At 41.4% G+C, this 26,973-nt stretch carries 20 protein-coding genes; 9 read left to right on the forward strand and 11 right to left on the reverse strand.

Features of this window, described 5'->3' with window-relative positions; genetic code table 11:
* Nucleotides 1–16: 16 nt before the first annotated feature.
* Complete coding sequence (locus RMZ43_RS21520) at nucleotides 17–1,150, reverse strand: quinone-dependent dihydroorotate dehydrogenase (RefSeq protein WP_322647107.1); 1,134 nt, start codon at nucleotides 1,148–1,150, stop codon at nucleotides 17–19.
* 269 nt (nucleotides 1,151–1,419) lie between these two features.
* Nucleotides 1,420–2,145 carry a PEP-CTERM sorting domain-containing protein gene (locus tag RMZ43_RS21525; protein WP_322647106.1) on the reverse strand — a complete coding sequence of 242 codons (726 nt, stop codon included), beginning with the start codon at nucleotides 2,143–2,145 and terminating at the stop codon, nucleotides 1,420–1,422.
* 358 nt (nucleotides 2,146–2,503) lie between these two features.
* On the opposite strand from RMZ43_RS21525, the gene RMZ43_RS21530 reads away from it, so the two are divergent.
* From RMZ43_RS21530 to RMZ43_RS21540, 3 genes are all read left to right on the forward strand, one after another.
* Nucleotides 2,504–5,425: a GAF domain-containing protein gene (locus tag RMZ43_RS21530; protein WP_322647105.1), complete on the forward strand. Its 2,922-nt coding sequence runs from the start codon at nucleotides 2,504–2,506 to the stop codon at nucleotides 5,423–5,425.
* A gap of 464 nt (nucleotides 5,426–5,889) precedes the next feature.
* Nucleotides 5,890–6,084 carry a DUF2256 domain-containing protein gene (locus RMZ43_RS21535; protein WP_322647104.1) on the forward strand — a complete coding sequence of 65 codons (195 nt, stop codon included), beginning with the start codon at nucleotides 5,890–5,892 and terminating at the stop codon, nucleotides 6,082–6,084.
* On the forward strand, nucleotides 6,084–7,037 hold the full coding sequence (locus tag RMZ43_RS21540; protein ID WP_322655681.1) for an isoaspartyl peptidase/L-asparaginase: 954 nt from the start codon (nucleotides 6,084–6,086) through the stop codon (nucleotides 7,035–7,037). Before RMZ43_RS21535 ends, RMZ43_RS21540 begins: the two co-directional genes overlap by 1 nt.
* On the opposite strand, the gene RMZ43_RS21545 is transcribed toward RMZ43_RS21540, so the two are convergent.
* The 4 genes from RMZ43_RS21545 to RMZ43_RS21560 all read right to left on the reverse strand — a co-directional run bounded on the left by RMZ43_RS21545 (nucleotide 7,028) and on the right by RMZ43_RS21560 (nucleotide 11,918).
* Nucleotides 7,028–7,450, reverse strand: a complete 423-nt coding sequence (locus tag RMZ43_RS21545) for a DUF29 family protein (RefSeq protein WP_322647102.1) — start codon at nucleotides 7,448–7,450, stop codon at nucleotides 7,028–7,030. The genes RMZ43_RS21540 and RMZ43_RS21545 overlap by 10 nt on opposite strands.
* A 203-nt stretch (nucleotides 7,451–7,653) precedes the next feature.
* The gene (gene glmU, locus RMZ43_RS21550; RefSeq protein WP_322655682.1) at nucleotides 7,654–9,006 is read right to left on the reverse strand and encodes a bifunctional UDP-N-acetylglucosamine diphosphorylase/glucosamine-1-phosphate N-acetyltransferase GlmU; all 1,353 of its coding nucleotides are present in this window, start codon (nucleotides 9,004–9,006) and stop codon (nucleotides 7,654–7,656) included.
* Nucleotides 9,007–9,165: 159 nt separating this feature from the next.
* The gene (locus RMZ43_RS21555; protein WP_322655683.1) at nucleotides 9,166–10,404 is read right to left on the reverse strand and encodes a two-component system response regulator; all 1,239 of its coding nucleotides are present in this window, start codon (nucleotides 10,402–10,404) and stop codon (nucleotides 9,166–9,168) included.
* Nucleotides 10,405–11,003: 599 nt separating this feature from the next.
* Entirely contained in the window at nucleotides 11,004–11,918 is a 915-nt protein-coding gene (locus RMZ43_RS21560) for a tRNA (5-methylaminomethyl-2-thiouridine)(34)-methyltransferase MnmD (RefSeq protein ID WP_322655684.1), read from the reverse strand.
* A gap of 153 nt (nucleotides 11,919–12,071) precedes the next feature.
* On the opposite strand from RMZ43_RS21560, the gene RMZ43_RS21565 reads away from it, so the two are divergent.
* On the forward strand, nucleotides 12,072–12,890 hold the full coding sequence (locus RMZ43_RS21565) for a sulfurtransferase (protein WP_322655685.1): 819 nt from the start codon (nucleotides 12,072–12,074) through the stop codon (nucleotides 12,888–12,890).
* A 41-nt stretch (nucleotides 12,891–12,931) separates the two neighbouring features.
* Here the strand turns inward: RMZ43_RS21565 and RMZ43_RS21570 are convergent, their stop codons facing one another.
* Nucleotides 12,932–14,401 carry a hypothetical protein gene (locus tag RMZ43_RS21570; RefSeq protein ID WP_322647097.1) on the reverse strand — a complete coding sequence of 490 codons (1,470 nt, stop codon included), beginning with the start codon at nucleotides 14,399–14,401 and terminating at the stop codon, nucleotides 12,932–12,934.
* 555 nt (nucleotides 14,402–14,956) lie between these two features.
* Here RMZ43_RS21570 and RMZ43_RS21575 point away from each other — a divergent pair.
* Nucleotides 14,957–15,823 (forward strand): FecR domain-containing protein, encoded by an 867-nt coding sequence (locus tag RMZ43_RS21575; RefSeq protein ID WP_428850910.1) that lies wholly within the window; start codon nucleotides 14,957–14,959, stop codon nucleotides 15,821–15,823.
* Between the two features lie 177 nt (nucleotides 15,824–16,000).
* Here RMZ43_RS21575 and RMZ43_RS21580 read toward each other — a convergent pair whose 3' ends face one another.
* Both RMZ43_RS21580 and RMZ43_RS21585 read right to left on the reverse strand, forming a co-directional pair.
* Nucleotides 16,001–16,210 carry a hypothetical protein gene (locus RMZ43_RS21580; protein ID WP_428850911.1) on the reverse strand — a complete coding sequence of 70 codons (210 nt, stop codon included), beginning with the start codon at nucleotides 16,208–16,210 and terminating at the stop codon, nucleotides 16,001–16,003.
* A gap of 12 nt (nucleotides 16,211–16,222) precedes the next feature.
* The gene (locus RMZ43_RS21585) at nucleotides 16,223–16,555 is read right to left on the reverse strand and encodes a hypothetical protein (protein ID WP_428850912.1); all 333 of its coding nucleotides are present in this window, start codon (nucleotides 16,553–16,555) and stop codon (nucleotides 16,223–16,225) included.
* Nucleotides 16,556–16,754: 199 nt separating this feature from the next.
* Between RMZ43_RS21585 and gor the strand changes: the two genes are divergently transcribed.
* The 3 genes from gor to RMZ43_RS21600 all read left to right on the forward strand — a co-directional run bounded on the left by gor (nucleotide 16,755) and on the right by RMZ43_RS21600 (nucleotide 20,120).
* The gene (gor, locus tag RMZ43_RS21590; protein WP_322647093.1) at nucleotides 16,755–18,131 is read left to right on the forward strand and encodes a glutathione-disulfide reductase; all 1,377 of its coding nucleotides are present in this window, start codon (nucleotides 16,755–16,757) and stop codon (nucleotides 18,129–18,131) included.
* 94 nt (nucleotides 18,132–18,225) lie between these two features.
* A complete protein-coding gene (locus RMZ43_RS21595) occupies nucleotides 18,226–18,861 on the forward strand; it encodes a YqiA/YcfP family alpha/beta fold hydrolase (RefSeq protein ID WP_322647092.1) in 636 nt (211 codons plus the stop codon).
* Nucleotides 18,862–18,974: 113 nt separating this feature from the next.
* The gene (locus tag RMZ43_RS21600) at nucleotides 18,975–20,120 is read left to right on the forward strand and encodes a histidinol-phosphate transaminase (protein ID WP_322647091.1); all 1,146 of its coding nucleotides are present in this window, start codon (nucleotides 18,975–18,977) and stop codon (nucleotides 20,118–20,120) included.
* 8 nt (nucleotides 20,121–20,128) lie between these two features.
* Here the strand turns inward: RMZ43_RS21600 and RMZ43_RS21605 are convergent, their stop codons facing one another.
* Both RMZ43_RS21605 and RMZ43_RS21610 read right to left on the reverse strand, forming a co-directional pair.
* Nucleotides 20,129–20,683, reverse strand: a complete 555-nt coding sequence (locus tag RMZ43_RS21605; protein ID WP_229492762.1) for a hypothetical protein — start codon at nucleotides 20,681–20,683, stop codon at nucleotides 20,129–20,131.
* Nucleotides 20,684–21,524: 841 nt separating this feature from the next.
* A complete protein-coding gene (locus RMZ43_RS21610) occupies nucleotides 21,525–22,157 on the reverse strand; it encodes a GNAT family N-acetyltransferase (RefSeq protein ID WP_416212048.1) in 633 nt (210 codons plus the stop codon).
* A 1,245-nt stretch (nucleotides 22,158–23,402) separates the two neighbouring features.
* On the opposite strand from RMZ43_RS21610, the gene RMZ43_RS21615 reads away from it, so the two are divergent.
* Entirely contained in the window at nucleotides 23,403–26,927 is a 3,525-nt protein-coding gene (locus tag RMZ43_RS21615) for a response regulator (RefSeq protein ID WP_322655687.1), read from the forward strand.
* Nucleotides 26,928–26,973 lie beyond the last annotated feature (46 nt).

The following is a 26,973-nucleotide window of genomic DNA, read 5'->3' on the forward strand; positions in this document are numbered from 1 at the left end:
AATTCGTAATTCGTAATTAGAATTTTGGAATTTTTGTTTGTAAACCCACAGCTTCGTTGATGGAATTTAATCCGCTTTGTTCTAGCTTGGAAAGTAAACCAGCTAGAATTCGGCGTACCATCATTGGCCCTTCGTAAATCCAGCCTGTATAAACCTGAATCAAGCTAGCACCAGCAGTAATTTTTTCCCAAGCATCTTCTGGGGAAAAAATACCACCAACGCCAATAATTGGCATTTCTCCTTGAGTTTGCTGCCAAATAAAACGAATTACCTCAGTGGAGCGATCGCGCAATGGTTCACCGCTAATTCCGCCAGCTTCTTCCTGAGGTGATTTGCCTGTTTGGTCAATCACCTGGGTCTTGAGTCCATCACGGCTGATGGTGGTATTAGTGGCGATAATTCCCGCCAGTTGGTAGGTTTTAGCAAGAGTTATGATGTCAGCGATCGCTTCCCATGATAAATCTGGCGCTATCTTGACAAAAATTGGTTTTTGTGTAGTATTTTCTTGTTGCAATAAATTCAAGATGGCACTGAGCATAGAAGCATCTTGAAGCGATCGCAACCCCGGTGTATTGGGAGAAGAGACATTAACGACAAAATAGTTTCCCAAATCTTTTAGTAAGCGAAAACTATCGAGATAATCTTGTGCAGCTGCTTCTAGAGGAGTTACCTTAGATTTACCCAAATTTATCCCTATGGGTATTGACTGGGTTAACTTTTGTTTTTCCTGTGCTAAACGTGTCGCCATTGCTGCTGCACCGCGATTATTAAAGCCCATCCGATTCAGAGCAGCTTTATCCAACGGCAAGCGAAACAAACGGGGACGCGGATTTCCTGGCTGTGCGTGAAAAGTTACAGTTCCTAATTCCGCAAAGCCAAAACCCAGGTTAGACCAAATGTTAGCAGCTACTCCATCCTTATCAAAACCAGCTGCTAACCCTACCGGATTTGGGAAGTTTAGCCCAAATAAATTTTGTTCTAAGCGTGAATCGTACAGACATAAAGATTTTTGTAAGCGTAGGTTTATCCAACTAGCTGGGGTTTGCGATAGCCAGCCAAAACTGCGAATAGTCTGTTGGTGTAACGACTCTGAATCGGCTTTTACCACATTGAACAAAAGCGGACGAATGGCAAATTTATAAATATCCATTAGCTTTTCAAAAAATTACCCACTTAGGCATAGTTGCATAAAAAATACCCTCACTTACGGGTAAGGGTGAGATATCCTTGTTTTGTCACTTTGGGAGAATGTAATAGCCTAAAGGTTTACGGAGGTTTAGTTTCGAGTTCCTGTCTAGAATTTTTAGTTGATGTTAGAAAATAAAGCCTCAAACCTTTATTTTCTTAGGGCTTCCACTCTTTACCGAGAGTGACAAAACAGGGATAAAACAGTTCTTTAGTTGTGTAACAACGACAAATTTATTCTGCTTGCGAGGCTTTTTGCTTGCGCTTGATCATCCATCCCATGACACCAGCAACTGCTATGGCACTAAAAGTACTGGGTTCAGGAACAGAGGTAATCGCTACTTTCGTTCTGAAAATGGCATAATTGCGATCGCTGCTAGAGTCGTCGCTCAACGTGTCATGCCATATAAACTCTGCTTGCGAAGATATATCTGGAATGGTAAACCAAGGAGAAGTTCCTTGGGGAGCCGACACTTGTGGAATACTCCAAGCTGCGTTACCTATTTCGCTAGCGACAGTTGTTAATAAAGGAACATCACCAAAAACACCTGGATTTGCACCACTACCAATTGTGTATACCCAATCGCTGGTATTTGATAAGAGTGAACCGCCACCAGGCAATGTAAACTCACCTATCCAGCTTTGTGGGAAGCCATCATCCCAAGCTATAACGTACAAGTAGTCTCCGTTATTAGTGTTGAAATTGAAGGTTTCAGGCAAAGACCAGTTATATTGGCCAGGATCGCCAGCTTCACCCTTCTCGTTTCTACCAACAAATGTCAACCCGCTACCATCCTCTTGACCGTAGTAAAGGCCATAATGATTATCTGCTGTCAGGGTTGCTGTAATATTGACAGCGTGCGCCGAAGTTGCCCCAATTAACAATAAAGCAACTGATCCTAACATCCCTGTTAGCCCAAGTTTGAGAGAGTTAGGATTTGAAATGAAAGTAAAACTCATTTGCTCTCCAAAAAAGCTCAAATTTAGCCTGTCCTAACGTACATCGTCGGACAGCACAGATATATTACTGCTAAAAATACTTAGTATCAATCGTTAATTGAGCTTTTTATCAAATCAACATAATATCAACATCATGTATAATTTGTTTTTTTATGACATTAAATACATTTAAGCTTCATAGGAGGTTTATAGCTTTTTTTACAGTATCTTTACTTAAAATAAAGTTTTTCTAAAGTTACAAATATTTACTATTTACTGATTTAAGAGTGTTGTCAAGGGAAAATGCGTGATCGCTTATTAATCAGGGTACTTTTCTGGGCATCTTATATATTACAAGTTATGTAAACCAATAAATCAGATGGGGCAGCCGCAAAAACCTATAGCCGCCGAACAGCAGATCCTCTCATTGGGGCGCGTCCTCCAGAGTCTCAGAGAAGAAGATGATGTTGACGTTCTGATTGAAACTACTATTTCTTATCTTAAAGAACAGTTTGACTACAAACTGATTTGGATTGCTCTTTACGATCGCCTGAATCACATATTATTTGGTAAAGGTGGCATCACACCCGATCATGACACGAGCTTTTTACGCCAAAGGCTTGTTCTTAGTCCTGGAGATTTATTAGAGCAAGTGGTGATTGAACAGCATCCTTTGGGCATAGCTGATTTGCAAACTGAAATCCGCGCCCCCGAATGGCGAAAAATTGCCGAAAAATCCCACATCCAAGGAACAATTATTCTACCAATTCGTTATAAAGACCGTTGCTTAGGTGTGCTGTTATTGGGTTCAGAACGCTGGGGCTATCTACTGCCAGGGGAAGCAAAAGCACGTTTAATGATGGTTTTAGGCGAATTGGGGGCAGTGCTTTATCAAAATGAGATGCATTTGCAAAAAAAGCAAATCAAGCGAACCGACGAGCCATTATTAGAATTGCTAGAAAATTTACGCACCGTTGCTAACCTTAATCAAAGGTTAGAAGCAGCAGTGCAAGCAACTCATAAATTCGTCTCTCCCAACCGAACAAATGTTTACTGGTTTGAACGGGAAGGGCGCTATTTTTGGTGTCGGATGAGCAATCAGCTTGTGACAATTGATCGCAATCCTAGCACTCAGCAAGCTGCGGGAATGACAGTACAGGAGTTGAGCGACTTTTATTATGCTTTGACAGTAAATCAAATTGTCTCGATTGGTGATGCACGGAGTTCTTTAAAGAGTCATTTTACGGCAAAATTGCTGCAACGGCTGAAGGTGCGATCGCTCTTAGCAGCTCCGATTATCTGGCAAAAAAACTTACTTGGTTTTCTGGCGGTAGAAAGCAATGAACCTCGAATCTGGACGGAGACAGACAAAAGTTTTGTCCAAGGTGCTGCTGGCTTAATTTCTTTGGTTGCAACTACCGAAAGCATGGAAAGCACTATCAAACAGATTCAGGAGGATGCCCAACTGACTGGCCAAGTTGCTCAAGGTATCTATAGCGAACATGACCTTCAGGAAACTTTAGACAGCTGTGCTAAAAGAGTTTTAGCTCGATTAGCTGCTACGCGATTTTTGCTATTGCAGTATGATCCTGAACAAAATAATTATCAAATTATTTACCAAAGTCAGCCCCATAATCGCCGACCGTTAGCATTTGCCCTTAATACTCTCAAAGACTTAGATGGACAGCTTTTGCAACGTTCAAACCAAGCGGTGGAAATTGAAAATTTAGAAGAAGATTTACGCTTTTTTAATTGGCGTCCCTTGTTGTTAGAAAGTGGAGTGCGATCGCTACTTATTTGTAAATGCACTCACGATCATATACCAGCAGCGCTTCTAGTCATCACTCACGACAGCTATCGTTCTTGGACAACTCTTGAAAAAGAATTACTATGGGCCGTTAGTCAACAAATTGGTGTAATTGTTCGCCAGTGGCAATTACATAACCGCACAACCCAGCAGCAAAAAACTTCCCAGGCATTTGAGCAATGCCTACGCATCCTGACACAATCCCAAAATAGCAAAATCGAGGTAGGAAAAAAATATTTAGAACGTACAGCACTCGAACAAATAGCATCGATTCTGGGTTGTCCCTTAGCGGTACTGCTATCCTGGTCGCCTGGTGAAAGTTGGGCAGAAATTATCCCTGGAGTGGTAGGTAATAGCCTATTCGGCCTTTTTTCTGATGCATCTATTTCTATTGAAGCTGAAACCTTAATTCAATGGGCACTTGCTACAGAGAGTTACCTGACTTTGAAGGTAGATGATTTACCCCCCAAAACTAGAAAATGGTTGAATACTCCAAATAAAGGTCAAATTTTGGTGATGGCATTACGTACTAATGCTGATTATGAAATCACGGGTGTAGTGTTATTAGCAGACTATCAAGAGCGTCGCTGGTCAGAACAAAATCTCAGTGCAACTGCAACTCTGATTACTCAATTAGCCTGGTGGCGTCGTGAAAAGCAAATTACCCAACTTTTAGAATCCACAACAGAAGAATTACGACAACTTAACTGGTATAAACATCGCCGCTTAGAGGAAATTCAAAGAATAACGGCGCTATCTCTTAAACAAATACATGCTTTGGGTATTCCTGCTAATGAATTGACTCAGATGCGTTACGAACTATTGCTGCGACAATTAGATCATACAGCTGCCTCCATGAGTGGAATGCTAAAACTCGAGCAATGGCAGCTACATATAAGTTGGGAAACTATGCCCATAGCCAGTTTATTAAAGCGATCGCTTGAACGCATTGAAAATTTACTTAAACACCAAAAGCTGTGGATTGGTGTACATGGCTTGGGACAACAAATTGAAGAACAATCACCAAATAATTCTTCACTCGCTAGAGCTATTCCTACCTCCAGCGCTCAATCTGCAATGGCGATCGCTGGTGATATTGTCAAAATTGAGTTAGTTATCCATGAATTATTAGTTAATGCCTGCAACTGTTCTCAAAGCGGCGGCAGAATTGATATTTGGTGTCGTCGTTTAGATCCGTCAAAACCCTCAAATGCAAAATATTCTTCTGAAAGTGGAGGGACTGATCATCAGACATCTCTAGAACTCTCGATTACATATAACGGTGCGATCGAACCACAGTTACTTACAGAACTACATGATAATACACGCAAAGATGTGCTTGCTCCCTCCAAACTCGACCAACCACCAGGTTTACATTTGCTCATCTGCCAAAACCTTATGCAAAAACTAGGAGGAGAGTTGAATTTCTATCAATTACCAGATAATCGGGTAGTTAGCCGCTTGTTGTTGACCTTAGTCGGTCATGATTTTTAGTGTAGGCAACAAAGCACTGAAATTATTAATTTAAAAAAGAGAAAATCTTTTAAGGATTTTTCATATTTAGAACAAGACGCTGAACTGAATAAGCGTTTTTTAGAATATTTGCAAGCCAGTGAAAAAAATAAGCTCTATTATTTCATCTTAGCTTTTAATAATCCCCAAAAGGTTCTAATTGTTAAAAGTCCTGCGGATAATAAGGAACAAAAACAATTTCTTGGCTATGAATGGAGTGATAAAAATAGTACTCTTATTCTTCTCCTGACGGAGACGCTACGCGAATAGGAAGCCGACTTTTCCGTTGCTTGTGTGTGAGTTCTGTAGGAGAGGGATAAAAAACAACTCTAAAGATAGATTGACAAGATATTTGTTCACCGAAAGTATCCTCCCTTCGTAGCAAACTGGTTATAATTATTTTCCATCTCTCTTAGAAATCAAATACTCATATACACAGCATTTATATGGGACGTGTTCGTTCTAAATCTGACCTACCTACAAAAATCTGTCCGGTATGTCAACGTCCTTTCACATGGCGTAAAAAGTGGCAAGATTGTTGGGACGATGTGAAATACTGCTCAGAACGTTGTCGTCGTCGCCGTTCTGAAGCCCAAAATGAAAGTAACCGCAACACAGACGCAAATAGCGCAAGAGATTAATGGAGTTACAGGTGCAACCTAAATTAATTATTCATGGGGGGGCTGGTAGTTCTCTCCACGGTAAAGGCGGATTGGAAGCGGTGCGCCGATCGCTCCATACAGTAATAGAAGAAGTCTATTCTCTACTATTATGCGGAGCAACTGCCTCAGAGGCAGTGGTGCATGGTTGCCACATGCTCGAAGATAATCCCCGCTTTAATGCTGGTACTGGTTCAGTACTACAATCTGATGGGCAAATCCGCATGAGTGCTTCTTTGATGGATGGCGCATTAGGACGGTTTAGTGGTGTAATTAATATTTCGCGGGTGAAAAATCCCATTAAGTTGGCACAATTTTTACAAAACTCGCCAGACCGAGTGCTATCAGATTTCGGCTCGGCTGAGTTGGCGCGGGAAATGCAAATTCCCAGCTATAACGCTTTAACTGATTTACGGTTACAAGAGTGGATACAAGAGCGCCAGGATAATTTTAAAAGCGCAATGGCTGGTGTGGTAGCAGAACCCGAACTAGTAGAAACTAGCAATGCTGGACGCGGCACTATCGGTGTGGTAGCTCTAGATGCATCTGGTAGACTGGCTGCTGGCACTTCTACTGGTGGTAAGGGCTTTGAGCGGATTGGCAGGGTAAGTGATTCTGCGATGCCAGCAGGTAATTATGCTACTAGTGATGCAGGTGTTAGCTGTACTGGCATTGGTGAAGATATCATCGATGAGTGTTTAGCTCCGCGAATTGTAGTACGTGTCACTGATGGAATGTCCCTGAAAGAGGCCATGCAGCGATCCTTTGCAGAAGCGCACCAAAACCAACGGGATTTGGGAGCGATCGCCTTAGATGCCAGTGGAGCGATCGCTTGGGGAAAAACCAGTGAAATCTTACTCGCCGCCTACCACGACGGCGAAAAAATTGGTGACACTTTGGAATGGAATGATAGTGAATTGATTGGCTATTGTTGAATAAATTCTAGCGCCTGAGTTAAAATTTCTTCCTGGTCAACCATTGCGGCTAATTCTTGGGCTTCATAACGCCCTTCAAAAGCTTCTAGCGCCGCTCTTTTCAGTGCCACTTGATATCCTTGTTGCAGAATATCCATTAATTCTGTTTGATTCAAGTAATAACCACCAGATTTGCGGCGCTTGTTTATTTTGTTGATTTCACGGGCTGTATTTTCTATCGAAACATCCCAAGAGCGAGTAGAACGTTTTTCGGCCTTCTGTTTAATTAAATGGATGAGCAGAATTACTCCATAACTATCAATTTTATTGATTTTGTCACTGAGGCTCATTTCTTCTAACTCATCCACCAACAGCAACGCCTCATGGATTTTGCCTTGTTCTAGAAATTGCCTAAGTTCTAGCAGTTCTTCCATACTAAATTGTATTTGTCTTGCTCTGATGACTCAAATGGGACAAGCTAAACCATACAAACCATTAGTACCTTTATAGGACTTACGCAAAATATCTCTCATCTGATTTCTCCGTGTACTCTGCGCCTCTGGGGTTCCTTATTCCGTAACTCTTGCGTAAGTCCTACTTTAGTTAAATCAGCTAATCTGATGATTTAATTATCGCTTTATTGGCTTTTCTTGCGCCAAGCTGGTTTCACCACCTGACGACTACGGGCAATTACCAAAGAATCATTAGGCACATCTTCTGTTACAGTGGAACCAGCAGCTACGTAGACATTATCTCCTAAGGTGAGTGGAGCTACTAAAACGCTATTGGCTCCAGTTTTTGTCCGATCGCCTATTTTAGTACGATGTTTTTTCACGCCGTCATAATTGGCAGTAATTGTACCAGCACCAATATTCACCTGATTGCCGACAACGGTATCACCTATATAGGACAAATGTGCTGCATTTGTGCGATCGCCTAATTGAGCATTTTTCAATTCCACAAAATTCCCCACACGGCAACCTGCACCCACTTCTACCTGACCGCGCAAATGAGTATAAGGGCCAATTCGGCTTCCCGCCTGTACGGTGCTATCTATCACCACTGAATACTGCACCGTGACATTTTCACCCAATTGGCTATTTTCAATTAAACTTCCTGGCCCGATGTGACTTCCTATTTGAATCACTGTATTTCCCCGCAGATGAGTTTGGGGTTCAATAATTACATCCGGCTGTAATTCTACAGTTTCATCAATGGTAATGCTTGTAGGATCGATGAGGGTAACACCCGCTAGCATCCATTTTTCCTTGACTCGTTTTTGCAAAATCTCGTAGGCTGTTGCTAGTTGCAAGCGATCGTTAATGCCGAGAATTTCTTGGTAATCTTCTACATCCACTGCCATAACTTTTCCCACTTGAGTCACGGCATCAGTGAGATAGTATTCTTTTTGAGCATTGTTTGCTTGTAGGTTGGGAAGCACCTTTGCCAAATCTGGCCAACGGAAACAGTAAACTCCAGCGTTAATCCGGTGATTTTGTCTTTGAGCAGCCGTACAATCCTTGTGTTCGACCATTTGCTGCACAATATTTTCATCGTTATAAAAAACTCGCCCGTAGCCTGTAGGGTCGGGTAGATGGGAGGTCAGAATGGTGGCAGCATTTTGATTTTGGGCATGAGTTTGTAACATCTGCTTGAGGGTTTCGCTACGTATCAACGGTAAATCGCCGTTAAGTATCAACAAATCACCAGTGTAGTCTTCCAAGTGAGGAAGTAATTGCTGGATGGCGTGACCTGTTCCTAGTTGCACAGTCTGTTCAACAAACTCCAAGCTGGGAATTGAATGCATGGCGGCTTGCACTTCCTCAGATTGATACCCTACAATTACGATTCGCCGTGAGGGCGAAAGTGGTTCCACACTTTCGAGAACTCTCTCCACTAGCGATCGCCCACCCAAAGAATGTAAAACCTTGGGTAAGCGTGATTTCATCCGTGTGCCGCGTCCCGCCGCTAAAATTGCTACAACTACCATAATTAGCTATCAGCTATTAGTGAAATTATGATTAATGCTGTTGGTACTTTAAAATATCGGCTCAAATCATACCAGCCAATCATAGAAGACTAAAATATACAATGAGTCAGGATTATACCAATTTTTGCTCATCACGGCAGCTACAAAATGTTCTACTGCCTACTCGTTTTCATAATACGAGAGAATAAACTTGGTAAATTGCTGCATTAATTTGGGATTACGCCAACCGGAATCAGTTTCTTGTTGCATTACTAAAAGTGCTTCTGTTGAAGTAAAAGCTTTTTTGTAAGGTCTTTCGCTGGTTAGGGCATCGTAAATATCAATTAACTGAAATACTTGCGCCAGATAAGGAATATCATTCTCTTTAAGTCCATCAGGGTAGCCTGAGCCATCCCAGCGTTCGTGGTGATGACGAATAATCGGAATTACACCCCGCATACTGCGTAATGGTTGGCAAATTTTTTCTCCAATCAAAACATGCTGCTGCATGACCTGCCAATCTTCGGGGGTAAGTTTGCCTTTTTTCAGCAGCACAGCATCGGGAATACCTACCTTACCAATATCATGGAGATAACCACCCCACCTCAAATCTCGAATTTGATAGCGTGAAAAATTGAGGTATTCACCAAAAGCTTGTCCCAACTCTACCAAACGTTCACAATGATTCCCTGTATTGGGATCGCGGCTTTCAATCGACATGGCAATCGAAAATAGTACTTGTTCGGCATGTTCTAAATCTTCGTTCAGACGCTTTTGCCGCACTAAAGACTTTACACGCGCCGCCAGTTCCACACGATCAAAGGGTTTGGTGAGAAAATCGTCTGCCCCAACTTCAATTCCTCGAATACGCGATTGCCTGTCATTTAGGGCCGTAATAAAAATCACTGGGATTAGCCTAGTTTGCTCATCCTGTTTGAGTAAATGGCACACTTCAAATCCATCCATGCCTGGCATCATCACATCCAGCAAAATCAAATCTGGTTGTTTTTGAGTTACCAACCCTACAACAGTGGAACCGCTATCCGCCTCAATCACTTCGTATCCTTCCATACCCAAGAGGGCAACAGCAGTCATACGACTGGCGGCATGATCGTCAACTACTAAAACCTTTGCCGGATCTAAATCAAGCCCATTCACTTTAGAACCTTTAGTTTGTAGTGTTCTAGAAACCAATGAATCATCGCCACAATTAACATCAACTTTTATCCAAGAAGACACTGCTTGGTTATCTTCTTTAAGCATTAGGTCTTCTTGAGATAAGCCTAAAGAATAAGCCTCCACATTATTTTGTGATTCTACGGCATGATTTGAACCGATACTCTTCACTGTGCTAATGGGGTTTGGCCCACTAACAATTTCTTCTGTAAAGCGTGTATGGTTGGATTTCCATTGAATCACAAAGGCACTCCAGTTTTTTGCACAAGTTAACAGTGTTAAATTTCAAAAAAATTTAATATTCAACTATATCTGAGCCAGAGTTTTAATAGGGATTATGCATTATGTCAAGCTACGTATCTAAGTTTTTCGCAGCATGTATCTTTTATATTACAAACAAGGGGGATCTTGCTGTCAATTTTTTTGCTTCTAATTCCAGTATGATTAATTAACAGAAATTTTAAATCAGGTTTTTTACGGATATTTTTTCATTTAGCGGCGCTAAAAATCCTTGTAATTCCTTGTTTTTTATCGAGATAACCGGTTTTGAATGTTGAGTCTTTATAGTAATCATTAAATGTATAGCTTTTTACTTACTCAGTTATAGCAGTTTTTTATTAGTGTCCAATAGGGTGTAGTATAGAATGCTACCATATAATTAAGCCTATTGGCTTGTAAAAACGGCGATGCCTGAGTATCTGGAAAATAAATCAGGATTTTTGGCAAAAAAGAGAAGTGTCAAATTCTCATCTGAATCATTCCTCTTCCTCCCTGCTGATTCCTTGTCTCTATTTCAATTGCCGTAGCTACGCCCGTCTTAGACATCTCAACCAAACTACAAACTAAGTTCCGATAAAATCTCTGCCTTGTGTTCCCAATAGCCACCTTTTTCGCCAATGGGAGGTAGGTTCGAGTGAAGAGGCTTGTTGCTCTTGTTGCCGCCGCATCACTATGACTTCCGTTGAATCGCTTAATTCAGGATCGCGATAGGGAATAGCAGCACGGGTTAGCAAGTGTTCTTTTTCAGGTTGTGATATAGGGAATGCTAAGTAGTCTTTAAACTCAGCACTTTTAGAATGGGCTGCCACAGTACCAGGCGATCGCCTTCCCACTGGTGGGGTAGAACTAATTGCCAAACCAGCAGACAAAAGTGCTGTGCGTACAGCAGCAGCACAAGAATAGGTGGCTAATAAACCATCTTGATGTAAACACAATGACAGTTGTTTAATAAATTCAACAGTCCATAATTGAGGACATTGAGGTGGTGAAAAGGGATCGAGGAAAATTGCATCTGCCCAAAAACCCGACTGACGTAGTAGGGTTATCGTAGTTCTAGCATCCCCAATCAATAGCTTTGCTTTTAGACGAGGTGTTTGCACTTGATGATCATTTGCTAGCTGGGACAAAATTTCAATATAGTTATAGTTCCAATTGTCGAACAAGTGATGAGCGATCGCAGCTTGTGGCACTGCTGGATTCAGTTCTAAACCGATTACTTCCACAAAACAGCTAGGATTCACTGCCCAAATTGTCTGTAAAGCAGCAGCTGTGTTATATCCTAGACCATAACAAATATCTAATAGTCGCAAAACTGGTTTTTGGGCGGCTGTAGTCAGTTTAGTAGGTTCTACAAACTTGAAAAAACTCTCCTGCTTCGCACCATAGTGGCTGTGAAAGGATTCACCAAACTCTTGAGAGACAAAGGTGAAAGAGCCATCTGCTGTTAACTTAGGTGTAAAATTTTCTAAGTCTGACATTTTATAAAAAAACTAGATAATGACCAATGCCTTTCAGGAGTAATGAGTGCTGTTAGCGGTAGCTGGGCGTTGAGCCAGTGCTGAGTGTGAAATCTAACTTATTTACTCAGAACCGCCAAAAGAAGAACTATTTTACCCAATTCCCAATACCCTATGCCCAACCCTCAATTTGTTGTTTCTCCAGCTTGGCTGTTTGAACATCTAGAAGATCCGCAAGTTGTTATTGTGGATTGTCGCTTTTCTCTAGCCGATCCCCAACTAGGGCAACAACAGTACCAAACAATTCATATAAACGGATCGTATTACCTAGATTTGAATCAGGATCTTTCCAGTCCAGTGGGTAAACATGGTGGAAGACATCCTTTGCCTAACCCCAATGATATCGCTAACAAATTAGCCGCGATTGGGGTAAATTTCCAAAAAAGTTTAGTTATAGCTTATGATGATTCGCGCTTTGCCTTCGCAGCTCGTCTATGGTGGCTTTTGCGCTATCTAGGGCATGAACAAGTAGCAGTACTGGATGGAGGCTTTGCTGGATGGCAAAAAGCTGGCTATCCTGTTACAGATGTTATTCCTCAACCTCGAATGGGTACATTTATAGCTGAAGTACAAACAGAAAAGGTGGTAGATATTACAGAGGTAAAAAGCCGGAAAGATAGCCATGAGGTAGTATTAGTAGATTCAAGAGAAAGCGATCGCTACCGAGGCGAACGAGAGCCAATTGATAAAATTGCTGGACATATTCCCGGTGCAGTCAACTATCCTTGGCAAGAAGTTACAGACTCTTCCGGCTACCTACTGTCTCAATTAGAACAACGCCGTCGCTGGGAACAGCTAGAAACAGCTGAAGAAATCTTAGTTTATTGCGGTTCTGGCGTTACTGCTTGCGTAAATTTACTTTCTTTAGAATTAGCTGGTATTAGCAAGGGTAAACTTTATGCTGGCAGCTGGAGTGATTGGATTAGTTATTAGTCATTGGTTTTTGACAAAGGACAAATAACAAATGACAAATTTCAAAACTGACCTAATTGCAAACTGTAATTAATAGTGAAAAACCAGCCATCAAAATCAATGTTTTCGGCGGTTGAACTACCTAGACTCACTCCAGCCTGCACACTCATATTGCTGGTATCAGATATTCGGTAATTTAAGTGTCCGAATAGCCGATGAAATTGGTCTTCTCGATCGCGCTGTGTAAAGTCCGAAAAGTTCACCTGGTAATCAATACCAACCTGGAGGGGATTTTGCAAGTAGTAGTTCAAAGACACCCAAAACGAATTGATTATCCGATCGCGACTTTGGGGATCAGCAAAATTTACACTCAATTCGTAAAAGCTATTTAGTACTAATTTTGAAGTTAGGGGATCTCGCCGTCCTAGAGATACTTGAAAGGAATTCTCATTTAGAAAGCGATCGCCTGCTTTGAAGCTATCCAGGCGATCGCTGTTGTTGGCATAAAATAACTGTTGATTGCTCCAACTAACTTCTCCATACATTCGCTGCGATAGCTGCTGGTAAATACCGAGATTAAATCTCAACTGGTTGTAATCGTATTGTGACTGATTGATATAACGAATGAGATTTCCATCAATTGAGCCATTTAAAAAAGTTTTAGCTCCTAAAGGGAAATATGCAGAGGCTAACGTCAGTCCAGAAAAAATTAAGCCATCTTCTATGGGAATATCCTTTGAAGAAAAAATATTACTCGTTTGAAAGTAGGCTATATGCCCTTGTAGATAGCCTATAGGTTTAAACTTAATTACGGGTTGTTCTATTGGTGGAAAAGTAGGCTGTTCTAAGGGTCGTAACCGCACCCGCAACCCCAATTCGCGATCGCTATCAGATTCAGGTGGCTGTTTTGACAACTGTAGCAGCTGCATTAGCCTCTCTAGCCTTTGAGACTGATTTATCTCAGGTGCATTCAAAAGTTCCTCTTTTGAGTCTGGAGGAGATGTAGGCAAATTACCTGGCTGCGATTCTAACTGTGGCGGGTCATTTTGCTTTTGAGTATCTTCTGGTTCTTTGGTTGTGTCTGGGGGTTGAGTAGTTTCGGGTCTTTGCTGCGCTAGCTTTAACAAAGACGCAGGGGCAAGGGGGCAGGGGACAAGGGAACATGAGTCTGAATCCCCCACTTCTCTTAATTGGTTATCGTACCCTACGGGAAGCTGGCGCAACAGGTAGGGTCGAATCCCAATACTTACTATCTCTCCTGCTTTCTGCTCTCTGCTCCCTTGCCTCTTGTTCAACGGCATCTGCGAGTTTGAAGGATGTGGCTCACTGGACTGCTTGCACAAAGAGTTAATTACTTCTTGCTTCCAATTCTGACATGGCTGATAATTTACCTGTGTGCTTGCTAAATTTTTAGAATGCCAAATATCTGTATTTGCAGATTCTGCCGCATCTACTCTAATGCAACGCCAGCTTCCAGCACTGGAAACTAACAAAATACAAAAAAACAAATTATTCCAGTTTTTGAGTCGCATCTGTTAGATTGCGTTGATCGCATTAAGCAAATGTATGTAGACCCACAAGCTGTATCAGAAGTTCCAACTCATAATATACAATTGAGTACATCTATCTTAGCTTTGTAGGTATATACTGAAACTACAAATTGGAATTGCTGCTTTTCGGATTTTTCCCCAGATTCTTTTGCAAAACTGAGATGATCGGATACAGTTACAACTGATGCTCAAATTTAGTGAAATACAGACAGTGAGTCATTTACAACAAATCTTTAACAACTTTTTGTCCCTGTAGCTGATCTGTATGATTAAAATGGATTGTACTCCTATCTAATTGTTAATATCAAGCAAGTACTAACCTTTAAATTTGCCGCAGGCTTTCTTGTATCTAATGCTAGTTTCATGAAAAAAACTTAAATCAACTAAACACATATTTTATTTATTATCTATTTTTTATCTATTAAATTTAAACTAAAGTACAGATAGATTTATTAAATAAAAAATTATTATAAACATTATCAAAAGCTCGGACTTTAATTTTTTTGGTAATAGTTGAAAATTACAAGTTATCAAACTATGTTTTATAAATCGTTTCCATTGTTAGTGATTGGTTTATGGGGAGTTATGGTACTGCCTTTGCCAAATAAAGTAAATGCTATAACCCCTTTAACACGAGCAGAGATTCAAAACCTCCAGAATATCGTACAACTGATACCCAAAGATAAACTCAAGAAACGTCCTGCACGCAAATTAGATGCAATGATTCCTGGAGACGGGCTGTCAACTGGTCGAGCTTCCCTAGCAGATTTGCGTTTCAATGATGGCTCTTTGGCACGAGTTGGAGAACAGGCATTATTTCAATTTTTGCCGAAGACTCGTGACTTTAAACTTTCAAATGGAACTGTGTTGCTACTCATCCCGCCAGGAAGGGGACAAACACGTATACAAACGCCAAGTGCAGCAGCAGCAATTCGTGGTTCAGCATTATTTGTACGCTACGACCAACGAACAGACACCACAATTGTGGGTGCGCTTACAAATAGCGGCATTGAAGTTTCTAACAAGGAAGGTTCTAAAACTAAGGTGCTAGAAGCAGGACAGATGATAATTCTAATTAAAGGGGAATTTCAAAACTTATATGATTTTGATCTGAGAAATTTTTATGAAACGAGCCAGCTGGTTCGAGAACTTGATTTGAACAGGCAAAGTCCTGTGCCTATACATCATGATCCAGCAATCATTAGTGTTCAAGCTGAAACTACTGCGGCTTTGAAAGCACAGCCATCGGTAAAAGGCGAGGGAGTAATTGAAATGCAGCTAACTCGTCCTAATAGCCCAATTGAGAAATCACCCAACACTTCAACTCAGACAACATCTGTAACCTCAACTGAAAAATCACCCAACACTTCAACTCAGACAACTCAACTCAGACAACATCTGTAACCTCAACTGAAAAATCACCCAACACTTCAACTCAGACAACATCTGTAACCTCAACTGAAAAATCACCCAACACTTCAACTCAGACAACATCTGTAACCTCAACTGAAAAATCACCCAACACTTCAACTCAGACAACATCTGTAACCTCAACTCCTACAACACCCGTAACCCCAACTCTTACAACACCTCCAACACCCATAATCCCAACTGAGCCAACACCCATAACCCAGACTGAGCCAACACCTGTAACCCCAACTCCTCCAACACCCGTAACACCAACTCTTCCAACGCCCGTAACCCCAACTGAGCCAACACCTGTAACCCCAACTCTTCCAACACCTGTAACCCCAACTCTTCCAACACCCGTAACCCCAACTGAGCCAACACCCGTAACCCCAACTACTCCAACACCCATAACCCCAACTGAGCCAACACCTGTAACCCCAACTGAGCCAACACCCGTAACCCCAACTCCTCCAACACCCGTAACCCCAACTCCTCCAACACCCGTAACCCCAACTCCTCCAACACCCGTAACCCCAACTCCTCCAACACCTGTAACCCCAACTCAGCTTCCAAGCACATAAAAACTGCTAATGGGGGTACAAAATGTTCTGCAAATCCCGAAGGCGGTTGGTTTTGTGATAATTTTAATTTTGCGTAATTACTGTGGGACTTAGCTGCTCCAAGGCAGTAGCACAAACTTATGCCCAAAACCAGAGACAGAACCATGACAAACAATTTTAGTTACTGCCTTTACAGCAACCAAGGCAAAAAGTGATATTCCCTACGACGAGAGAACATCTGCTAACGCTAGATTAAATCAAGGAAAGGACTTACACAGGGTTCACCGGATATCCTTATATAGTTCAATGACGTTTTCTGTGTAAGTTACCAGGAACTGATTTATTGCTAAAGAGAACATAAATTTATGACTTTTGATTACGACCTGTTTGTAATTGGTGCGGGTTCTGGAGGTTTAGCGGCTTCCAAACGGGCAGCTAGCTATGGGGCAAAAGTGGCGATCGCTGAATATGATTTAGTTGGTGGCACTTGTGTGATTCGCGGTTGTGTTCCTAAAAAATTCATGGTCTATGGCTCTCACTTTCCCGCACTATTCAGTGAAGCTTCAGGCTATGGCTGGAAAGTAGGTAATGCCGAGTTAGACTGGGAACATTTCATTACATCTATAGATAAGGAAGTTCGGCGACTGTCGCAACTACATATTAGCTTTTTAGAAAAAGCGGGAGTAGAACTAATTTCTGGTCGCGCCACATTGCTAGACCTCCATACAGTAGAAGTTGATGGACGCAAAGTTACAGCAGATAAAATTTTAATTGCTGTTGGTGGGCGTCCCATTAAACCAGATTTACCAGGCATGGAATATGGCATTACCTCCAACGAAATCTTTCATCTAAAAGAACAACCAAAACACATCGTCATTCTTGGCGCTGGTTATATTGGCACAGAATTTGCCTGTATCATGCGTGGTTTAGGTTCTGAAGTTACACAAATTACCAGAGGTGAAAAAATTTTGAAGGGGTTTGATGAGGACATCCGTACAGAAATTGAAGAGGGGATGACAAACCACGGAATTCGGTTGATTAAGAATAATGTGGTAAAAACAGTTGAACGTGTGTCGGAAGGTTTTAAACTGACTTTATCAGACAAAGACCAAGAACCAGTTATTGCCGACGTGTTTTTAGTAGCAACTGGTCGAACTCCCAATGTAGATGGATTAGGTTTAGAAAACGCTGGAGTTGATGTTGTTGATAGTTCTATAGAAGGGCCTGGATACAGTACCACAAATGCGATCGCAGTCAATGAATATAGTCAAACTAATCAACCAAATATCTTTGCCGTTGGCGATGTTACAGACCGAATCAATTTAACTCCCGTCGCCATTGGCGAGGGACGAGCCTTTGCAGATAGTGAATTCGGAAATAACCGCCGCGAATTCAGTCACGAAACTGTTCCCACTGCCATATTTTCTACCCCAGAAGCCGCTACTGTCGGCTGGACAGAAGCCGCAGCACGGGAAAAACTCGGTGATGCCGTCAAAATTTTTCACACTCGCTTTCGCGCCATGTACTATAGTTTGACTGGTAAGCAAGAGAAAACAATGATGAAGTTGGTGGTTGACAGCAACACTGACAAAGTGTTAGGCGCACACATGGTGGGTGAACATGCTGCTGAGATCATTCAAGGTGTAGCAATTGCTGTGAAGATGGGCGCAACTAAAAAAGACTTTGACGCCACCATTGGTATTCATCCCTCAGTAGCGGAAGAATTTGTCACAATGCGGTAATAAGATTTAGAAGTTAGGAGTTAAGAGTTATGAGTTGAAGAAAGAAACTTAAAACTTAAAACTCTTAACTTCTCACTCCCAACTATCTACAACTTTGCAATATATATATCTTCACGGTTTCGCTTCCAGTCCTAATTCTGCCAAAGCGCAGGATATAGGCGATCGCTTTGCTCAAATTCATACAAAGCTAAAAATTCCCGATCTAAATGCTGGCGATTTTTCGCACTTGACAATCACTCGTCAAATTACTCAAGTTGGCGCAGAATTCACTAATAATTCCACGCCAGTAACGCTCATTGGCTCAAGTTTAGGCGGCTTGACCTCTGCCCACTTGGGACAGCAATATTTACAAGTACAACGTCTCGTGCTGCTAGCACCAGCTTTTGAGTTTTTATCCCATTGGTTACCCAAGCTAGGCAATGAAGAAGTACAGCGTTGGCAGCAAGAAAAATATATCATGGTCTACCACTATAGGGAGCAGCGAAAGCTTCCCTTAAGTTACGATTTTGTTACAGATGCTACCCAATACCAAGAGAAGTTTTTGCAACGTCCTATTCCCACCCTGATTTTGCATGGAAAAAACGATGAAGTCATCCCCATCGAAGCCAGTCGTAACTTTGGGCGTTCGCGTCCTTGGGTGGAGTTAGTCGAACTCGACAGCGATCACGCCTTGGGTAATGTTATGGAAGAAATTTGGCAGGCAATTCGCCTCTTTTGCCAATTACCTTGAAGCTGTAAAATATTAAACTCTTACATAAATAATGTCCTTAGTCATTTGTCCTTTCTTTAGTTACTAATGACAAATGACAAATGACCAATGACCAATGATTAATTACTAAAATTATGCTTCCCTTTATCCGGTCAGATTTAGCCAAATTTACCGCGTACAAACCTCACCCCAGCAGCGATACAGCCGAATCTGTCCCCATGCAATTTGATCGGCTAGATACAAATGAAAGCCCTTATGATTTACCACCTGAGTTAAAAGAGAAGCTGGCTTGGACATATCAGCAAGTAATTGAAACAAATCGTTATCCTGATGGCGGACATGAGACACTTAAGGATGCGATCGCCCAATATGTCAATGAATCAGCCGCCATCTCGCTATCTAATACTGCTGCCAATATTTCTGTTGGAAATGGTTCCGATGAACTAATCCGTTCTTTATTAATTGCCACCTGTTTAGGAGGAGAAGGTTCAGTTCTAGTTGCCAATCCCACTTTCTCCATGTACGGAATTTTGGCGCAAACTTTGGGTATTCCTGTAGTCGCAGTGGGTAGAAATGAAACAAATTTTGAAATTGACTTAAAAGCAGCACAGGCTGCGATCAAAAATACTCAAAATCCTCCGATTCGCGTAGTTTTTGTAGTGCATCCCAATTCACCGACAGCCAATAGCTTAACTGCGGCAGAGTTGGCATGGTTAAGAAGTTTGAGTGAGCATATTTTGGTAGTAATTGATGAAGCTTACTTTGAATTCAGTCAAACTACCCTAGTAGGTGAATTAACACAGCGTCCTAATTGGGTAATATTACGCACTTTTTCTAAAGCTTTCCGGTTGGCAGCTCTCCGTGTTGGCTATTGCGTCGCTCATCCCGAAGTGATCGCCATTTTAGAAAAAGTTCGCCTACCCTACAATCTTCCTAGCTTTTCTATAGCAGCAGCATTAGTTGCTTTACAAAATCGCATACTCTTATTAGAGTCAATTTCCCAAATCCTGAGTGAACGAGCTAAACTCATCGAAATTTTATCGCAGCAACCAGAACTACAAATTACTGCAAGCGCTGCTAACTTTATTTACCTACGTCTTAAACCAAATAGCTTTAAGTCACCAGATGCTGCGTTAAAAACCTTTCACCAGAAACTTAGAACACTTGGTACTGTTGTGCGACATATTAGCGGAGGATTGCGAATTACTGTAGGAACAATTGAGGAAAACGCCCGTACCATTAATCGAGTCCAAGCTGTTTTGGCAAATTTGGAATTTTAGCAATTCACTCAGTAATTAAATCGGCTATTTACCTCACTGCCCAAACGGCGTACTATTCCCACTGTTTGTGGCAGCACACCTACTAAAAGAGCAAAAGCAACATCCGGCAGAAGAGCCACAATATCTGGTGGAAAGTATTGTTCAAATTGATCGAGAATTTTCTGAACTCGTTGCCCAGGCACCGGGTTTTCTGTAATTTGTTTGATCAATCGAATCCATTGTCGTCTAATTAAGTAAGCCTTCTGGCGTTCTTCATTAGATTCGGGAGTTAATAAAGACAAATTCCCTATGGGCAATGCCCTTTGGCAATCACAATCGTAATCCCCACCTACAGCAGCCCCAGGCCCAGCAAACTCTGCGTGATAGCGTTTAAAGAGGATTAATCCATTTCGTCTACGACTATTGACGATGAAAACTTCCCCACTGTGTAAACGTGTAAGGATATCCGAGCCTTGCGATTGCTCAGTTCCATCTGGCATGACAAGAGAGTCAAGGAAACTAGCTTCAGGGTAATAAGTTGATACCATAGAGGTCTGATAGCGTCGATGCTGTTCGCTATCCATGTTTTTTAAACTTTCAATGAATTTGGTAGTAGTATGCACTTCAAAACAAAATTAGCTTTTATGTCAAATCAGCTTTTTGAATTCTTTATATTATCAAGAGTCTTTGTGCCAATTTTCCTAAGATACTAATAAATAGGCAGTGTTTAGTAATTGAGTGATCATATTTTATGAGATATAACTACATTTGTCTTCTAATTATGAGAGAGTTTTCTTAAAGTTTTTATAAAGATGAATATCTTAATTAAAAAGTTATTATGAGCTATTGCTAGTTTTCTCAGGGCAATTATACAGCTATTTTCATTATAATTAATTTATTTATCTATATAAAATATTCTAAAATAATTGTCGTTTAATAGCAAACAGAAAAGACAAACTTTAATAAGTTAATCATTTAAGATAATTTTTCCAAAGTTATATATTTCTTAATATTACGAATAAACAGCTTTATAAAAACGATAAACAGAATATACTTAAAAAATTATTTAAAGCTATATAGTAGTCCTAAATGATTCGTAAGCTTTTTTGCTTTTTTTTCTTCTTTCTTTACGACACGCTACGCATCGGTGGAAGCCTCTCATAGAGGTAGTGGTTCATAAGTTTTTCAAAAATATCAGTATATGTAGGGTGCATCAGAACGGAGTCTGTAACAACGTCTTTGGACAGTGCTGTACTCTCGTCTGACACACCTTGCATATATTTCAAAAATAAAATATCAATCCTATAGCTAATAGTAACTTAGTTTTAATTAAGTTAGTTTGTGTTTTAATTATTTATATTAGTGAAAATTTTCCCAAAAATAATTAGAACATCAAAACTAAATTATTATCTGCCAAAATAAAATTCAAATAGTGGAATCAGGACTCAAATGCTTGTGTAATAACATTTGGCTTGAGCGTCTTAGGAAAAATTTATTCCAATTCGATTCAACTTTATGCACCCGATACCCCAACTTGAAATAAAGTTGCCTTGCTTGATGGTTATTTTCCAAAACGTGGAGATATAAGTCTTGAAATCCCCAATCACGAGAAACTTTCTCACAACTAGTGAGTAACCCTGAAGCAACACCGTGTCTACGGTATTGTGGGTGAACTGCTAAATTAGATAAGTAAGGAAAACCCATGCCAATCTGGCTCCACGAATCACTATAACGTACACCCAGTTCTACACTTCCCACTAAGTTATTAACCTCACCTGTAGTAGCTTCAAAGGCGACTAAACAAACATGACGCGATGGAGGTGATGCCATGCGATGCCTTAAGTCTTCGTAAATACCGAGACGTAGCAATGGAAATGCCCATCCCCATATCCCCTGTTGGGAGTGAAAGCTTTCAGCAATAATTTGAGAAACACTGATCAAATCAGCAGGTGCTGCTGTACGAATTTGAAATTGGCAGCAAGCTGGATTGATTGGCTGTTCCTGGCATGGATGAAAAAACCGATAATTCAAGGCTAGTTTAGTATTGATTTTATTCAACGAAAATTTTCTCAAATCTCCTCAAATACCATTTCAACTGGAGAAAAACTTTATATTTGCCCAGGATATTGAACTAACCTAAGATTGCTAATTCGCTTTTGCTTGTGAAGCATACAAAGTTTTCCACTTTAGTTTGGGGTTTTATAGTCTGTATTTTTGGAAAAGTCAAAGTCTTAGAAGTTACAGCTTCATCAAGCTACAATTTTAAGTCCAGTAGGTTCAAGTGTATCCCTTGCTTTAGGTAGGGAGGATATCAGTTTGTTTACCACAAAAACATTTGTAAAGTGGAACAGGTTTAGGTGAATGGGTAGATAAATAGCATAACCTGTCCGTAAACATTACCTACAAAATTGTTAAGTAAGTACACTACCAACAAATTCTGCTTGCAAATCACCTTTAGTTACAGTACTGAACTCGCTTAGGCAATTGCCGCTACACTAACAGGACTTTACTCCTAGTATAGGTCGGCGTAAATAAACCTACCATTTCATTACAGCCAAAAAGCTCAAAATTATAGACTTTTCACTTGTAGAGCCAGTTGCTTCTCTTCTCTTCTCTTCGAGAGGCTACGCCAACGAGACGCTGCACGTAGCTTGCTTCCCCGGAGGGGTACAAGTAGGTAGAGCCACAAGGGCGCACTGGCTTCTTTTGAATTCTGCTTTGCAGTAATAGCTCATAGCGACGGTTTGCAGGTATAGGGGAAGAATCTCTAAGATCCAAGATCCCTAACTTCTTAACCCTACCTTGTCTTAATGATAGTTCTGATTGCTAAATTAGAAGGAGGTATTTGTCTAATAGTATACTTTGGCTTTAAATGTTCATGTTTTAATATTTTTGACTCTACCATGACTACCATAAATAAAATTTACCTGCAAGTGTTAGTACAACTGCTGCAAAGGGCAAACTTAATATGCAGCTTCATCTGGATTTGTCAGCTAGCTATGAGCGCTGTATGTAGTATCAGACATTACTCACAGGAGGTGAAGGGAGATTTGGCAAGCAAGCAGCGACTCTGTAACCCTAAAACTGATTATGAAAACAATTACACTGCACCAACGCAAACGGTAATAGGTATAAGCCATTGAGACGAATTACTGTGCGTAAACACTCCTACACCTACACTCAGCAGTCATGTAGCCAAAAAGCCTTATTGGTCGAAATGCTCTGCTCTTACCTGACTCAGAAAAATCCTTACCTGATCAGATTATTCTTTATCCGACTGCCGTTGCAGCAGGAAAGCGGTGCATGAAATCCCAAGCAAATAGTAAGCCTAAAATTTTGGTTGTCGATGATGAACCAGACAACCTTGACTTGCTTTACCGCACTTTCTATCGCGACTATAAGGTGCTAAGGGCAAACTCTGGCCCTGCGGCACTCGATCTGCTGGCTCAAGAAGGGGAGGTCGCGGTGATCATCTCCGATCAGCGGATGCCGATGATGAGCGGTACAGAATTTTTGAGCCTGACAGCAACTCAATATCCAGATATTATTCGGATTATTTTAACTGGCTACACCGATGTCGAAGACCTGGTGGAAGCAATTAACGCTGGTAAGGTATTTAAATACGTTACGAAACCGTGGGAAGCTGAGGAACTCAAAGCAGTGGTGCGCCAAGCTTTGGATACTCACAATGTTCTCAAAGCCCGTACGCGCGAGCTTACCCGTACACTCCGACAAGAATCACTGCTGAATACTGTCACAAATACGATTCGCAGTGCTTTAGACTATCGCCAAATTTTGCAGGCAATTGTAGATACAGTGGGTCACATGTTGGAGGTGGATGTTTGTCTGTTGCGTCCCTTCCAAGATGAGCAGTTAGCGGATAAAGGATTTATTTATCAGAAGCCTCTTTTTGAAGAAGCAGGGGTGCAGGCAAATAATTCTTCTGCTGTGCCGTCAACCTCTGCCCCTCTGGCTCTTTTGGCTCAAACGGTGTGGGAAACTCGTGAAGTCCAGGTGATTCACGATGTAACTGATGATGAGCGGATTCATGGTAATACTCCCGAACTGCGCCAACGTGAGGAAGCTTTTTCTGCCGCTAACATTTGCTCTAGTTTAGTTGTGCCATTAATCTGCCAACAAGAACTGATGGCTGTGCTGGCACTGCATCAGTGTTCTGTGCCTCGCTTGTGGGAGGAGGATGAGGTGCAGCTAGTGTTGATGGTGGCGGATCAGGCAGCTTTAGCTTTGTCTCAAGCTTATGCTTACGAACAAGTACGTGCCCTTGCCAAGCGAGAAGCCCTAATTAATACAATTACTAGCGCGATTCGTTCTAGTTTAGATCCTCAAGATATTTTTGCGGCGATTACCCAGCAATTGGGACAAGCTTTACAAGTTGATGGCTGCGTCCTGTCTTTGTGGACAGAGGAAGATGAGTTTGTCCAGTGTGTGGGCTTATATGACAGTTTTCAACATTCGGAAAATTTGCGTAGGGATAGCCCAACCCAGGCATCGCTAGCTACAGACAATAATAAAGGTAGTCAAAATCACCTAGTTGCTCCGAAATTACCTTATTCTCAAGCATCTATACAGGAGAATCCAATCCTCCAACAAATGCTACAGACACATGAACCTGTGGTAATTGGTAATGTGAGCCATTCTCTCTCAGATGTGCAGGGTTTTGATTTGCCGTTAAACATGCCAGCGCGATCGCTAATGTTTGTGCCATTATTGGCTGATGGTAAATGTATCGGTAGTATTACGTTACATGACGGTAAAAAAGTACGCCGATGGCTTTCATCTGATATTGATTTAGCTAAAGCAGTAGCAGCTCAAGCAGCGATCGCTGTACAGCAGTCATACTTATATCAAAAAACTCGCCAACAAGCTGAACGCTTACTGGAATTAGATAAACAAAAAACCGAATTTTTCCAAAATATTTCCCATGAGTTTCGTACACCCATCACCCTGATTCAAGGGCCTTTAGAGTCGGCGGTGGCGGCTGGTGAAGGATTATCTTACTCTCAAAGTGCGATCGCCCTGCGTAACTCTCGCCGTCTGCTGCGACTGGTAAATCAACTCCTAGATTTACAACGCCTGAACGCAGGGAGAATGCAACCTAGTTTCCATCCCTGCGATTTAGCAGAGTTTATCACCCAAATTGTGGAATCTTTTCGTCCCTACTGCGAGAAAAAGAGATTGCATCTCGTCACCCAGTTAGACGAATGTTTGCCGGTGTACTTGGACATGGAAAAATTTGACAAGGTGGTTTATAACCTCCTGTCAAATGCCATGAAGTTTACTCCCGAAGGTGGGACGATTAGTGTCAGACTAAAATCTGAGCGCGATCGCTGCATATTGCAAGTACAAGATACTGGAATTGGTATTGTTAAAGAACAAATTCCCCACCTCTTTGAGCGCTTCCGCCAAGCTGAAGGTTCAGCAAACCGCTCCTATGAAGGTAGTGGTTTAGGTTTAGCTTTAGTTAAAGAATTGGTCGAATTACACGGTGGTCAAGTTACTGTGGAATCAGTTTATGGTCAAGGCACTACCTTTAGTTTATGGCTTGTGACTGGAAATGCTCATTTACCCACACAACAAGTACTAGAAACGCCTACCGAACTGAATACAAGCCGCGCTAGTGTAGAATTGGCTGATTTAGAACTTGTATCAACAACAGACAATTTTGAAAATATTACAATAAACCTCTCACCTAGTATTGATACTCAAGACTCAGCACTTAAGACTCAGCACTCAATTTTAGTTGTAGATGATAACCCGGATTTACGAACCTATGTATCTGAGATTTTCCGCCGTAATGGCTATCATGTGCGGACAGCTCGTAACGGTTCTGAAGGGCACCGTCTAGCTCAGGAAATTATACCCAGCTTGATTGTGACTGACTTAATGATGCCCTTGGTGAGCGGACTTGAGATGATTCAAATGATCCGCAAAGAGGAGAAGTTGAAAGGAATACCAATCATTCTGCTGACAGCAAAAGCTGATGAGGAAACCCGCATCGAAGGTACAGAACATGGTGCAGATGCTTATTTAGCAAAACCATTCAATGATCGGGAACTTTTGGCGGAAGTTCGGAATCTTTTGGCATTGAAGGAAAATGAACGGCGAATTGTGGAGTTAAATACTTATCTAACAGAATCGGTGCTAAAGCGCTTTTTACCGGCTGTATTGGTACAAAAAGCTGCAACCGGAGATTTAACGTTAGATTTGCGCCCAGAACCACGCTTAATTACAGTTTTGTTTAGTGATATTGTGGGTTTTACACAGCTATCAAATACTCTCAGATCCCGACGAGTCGCAGAGTTACTAAATGAATATTTAGAAGCCATGACCAAAGTTGTATTTGGCAATGGCGGCACTGTAGATAAATTTATGGGAGATGCTATTTTAGCTTTATATGGAGCGCCGGAAGAGCTAACCCCCAATGAACAAGTGCGTCGTGCTATTAATACAGCAAGAGCAATGCACCGCTCACTGGCTGAGTTGAATCAGCGCTGGCGAAACCAAGGTGTATTCGATGGTGACAGACTTACTAGCGTCCAGTTTCGGTGCGGTATCCATCAAGGTACTGCCGTTGTGGGGATGTTTGGTAGTGCTGAACGGGCTGATTATACTGCCATTGGCCCAAGTGTAAATATTGCTGCAAGGTTGCAAGCTGCTGCTGTTCCCGGTACGATCCTAGTTTCTGCTGCCGTAGCAGATTATTTGCAGGAAGAAGAAATTACTAAAGGTAGTCCGCTAGAACTTAAAGGAGTAGATGAAACAGTTTTGACTTTTGCTGTTACACCAGAGGTAATGGTTAATCGCTAAAATTTAGACTGGTATTTTAAAGCATTAGCAATGAGTAAGAGTGCCT

Source organism: Nostoc sp. CmiVER01, from assembly GCF_034531135.2.
Lineage (GTDB): Bacteria > Cyanobacteriota > Cyanobacteriia > Cyanobacteriales > Nostocaceae > Nostoc.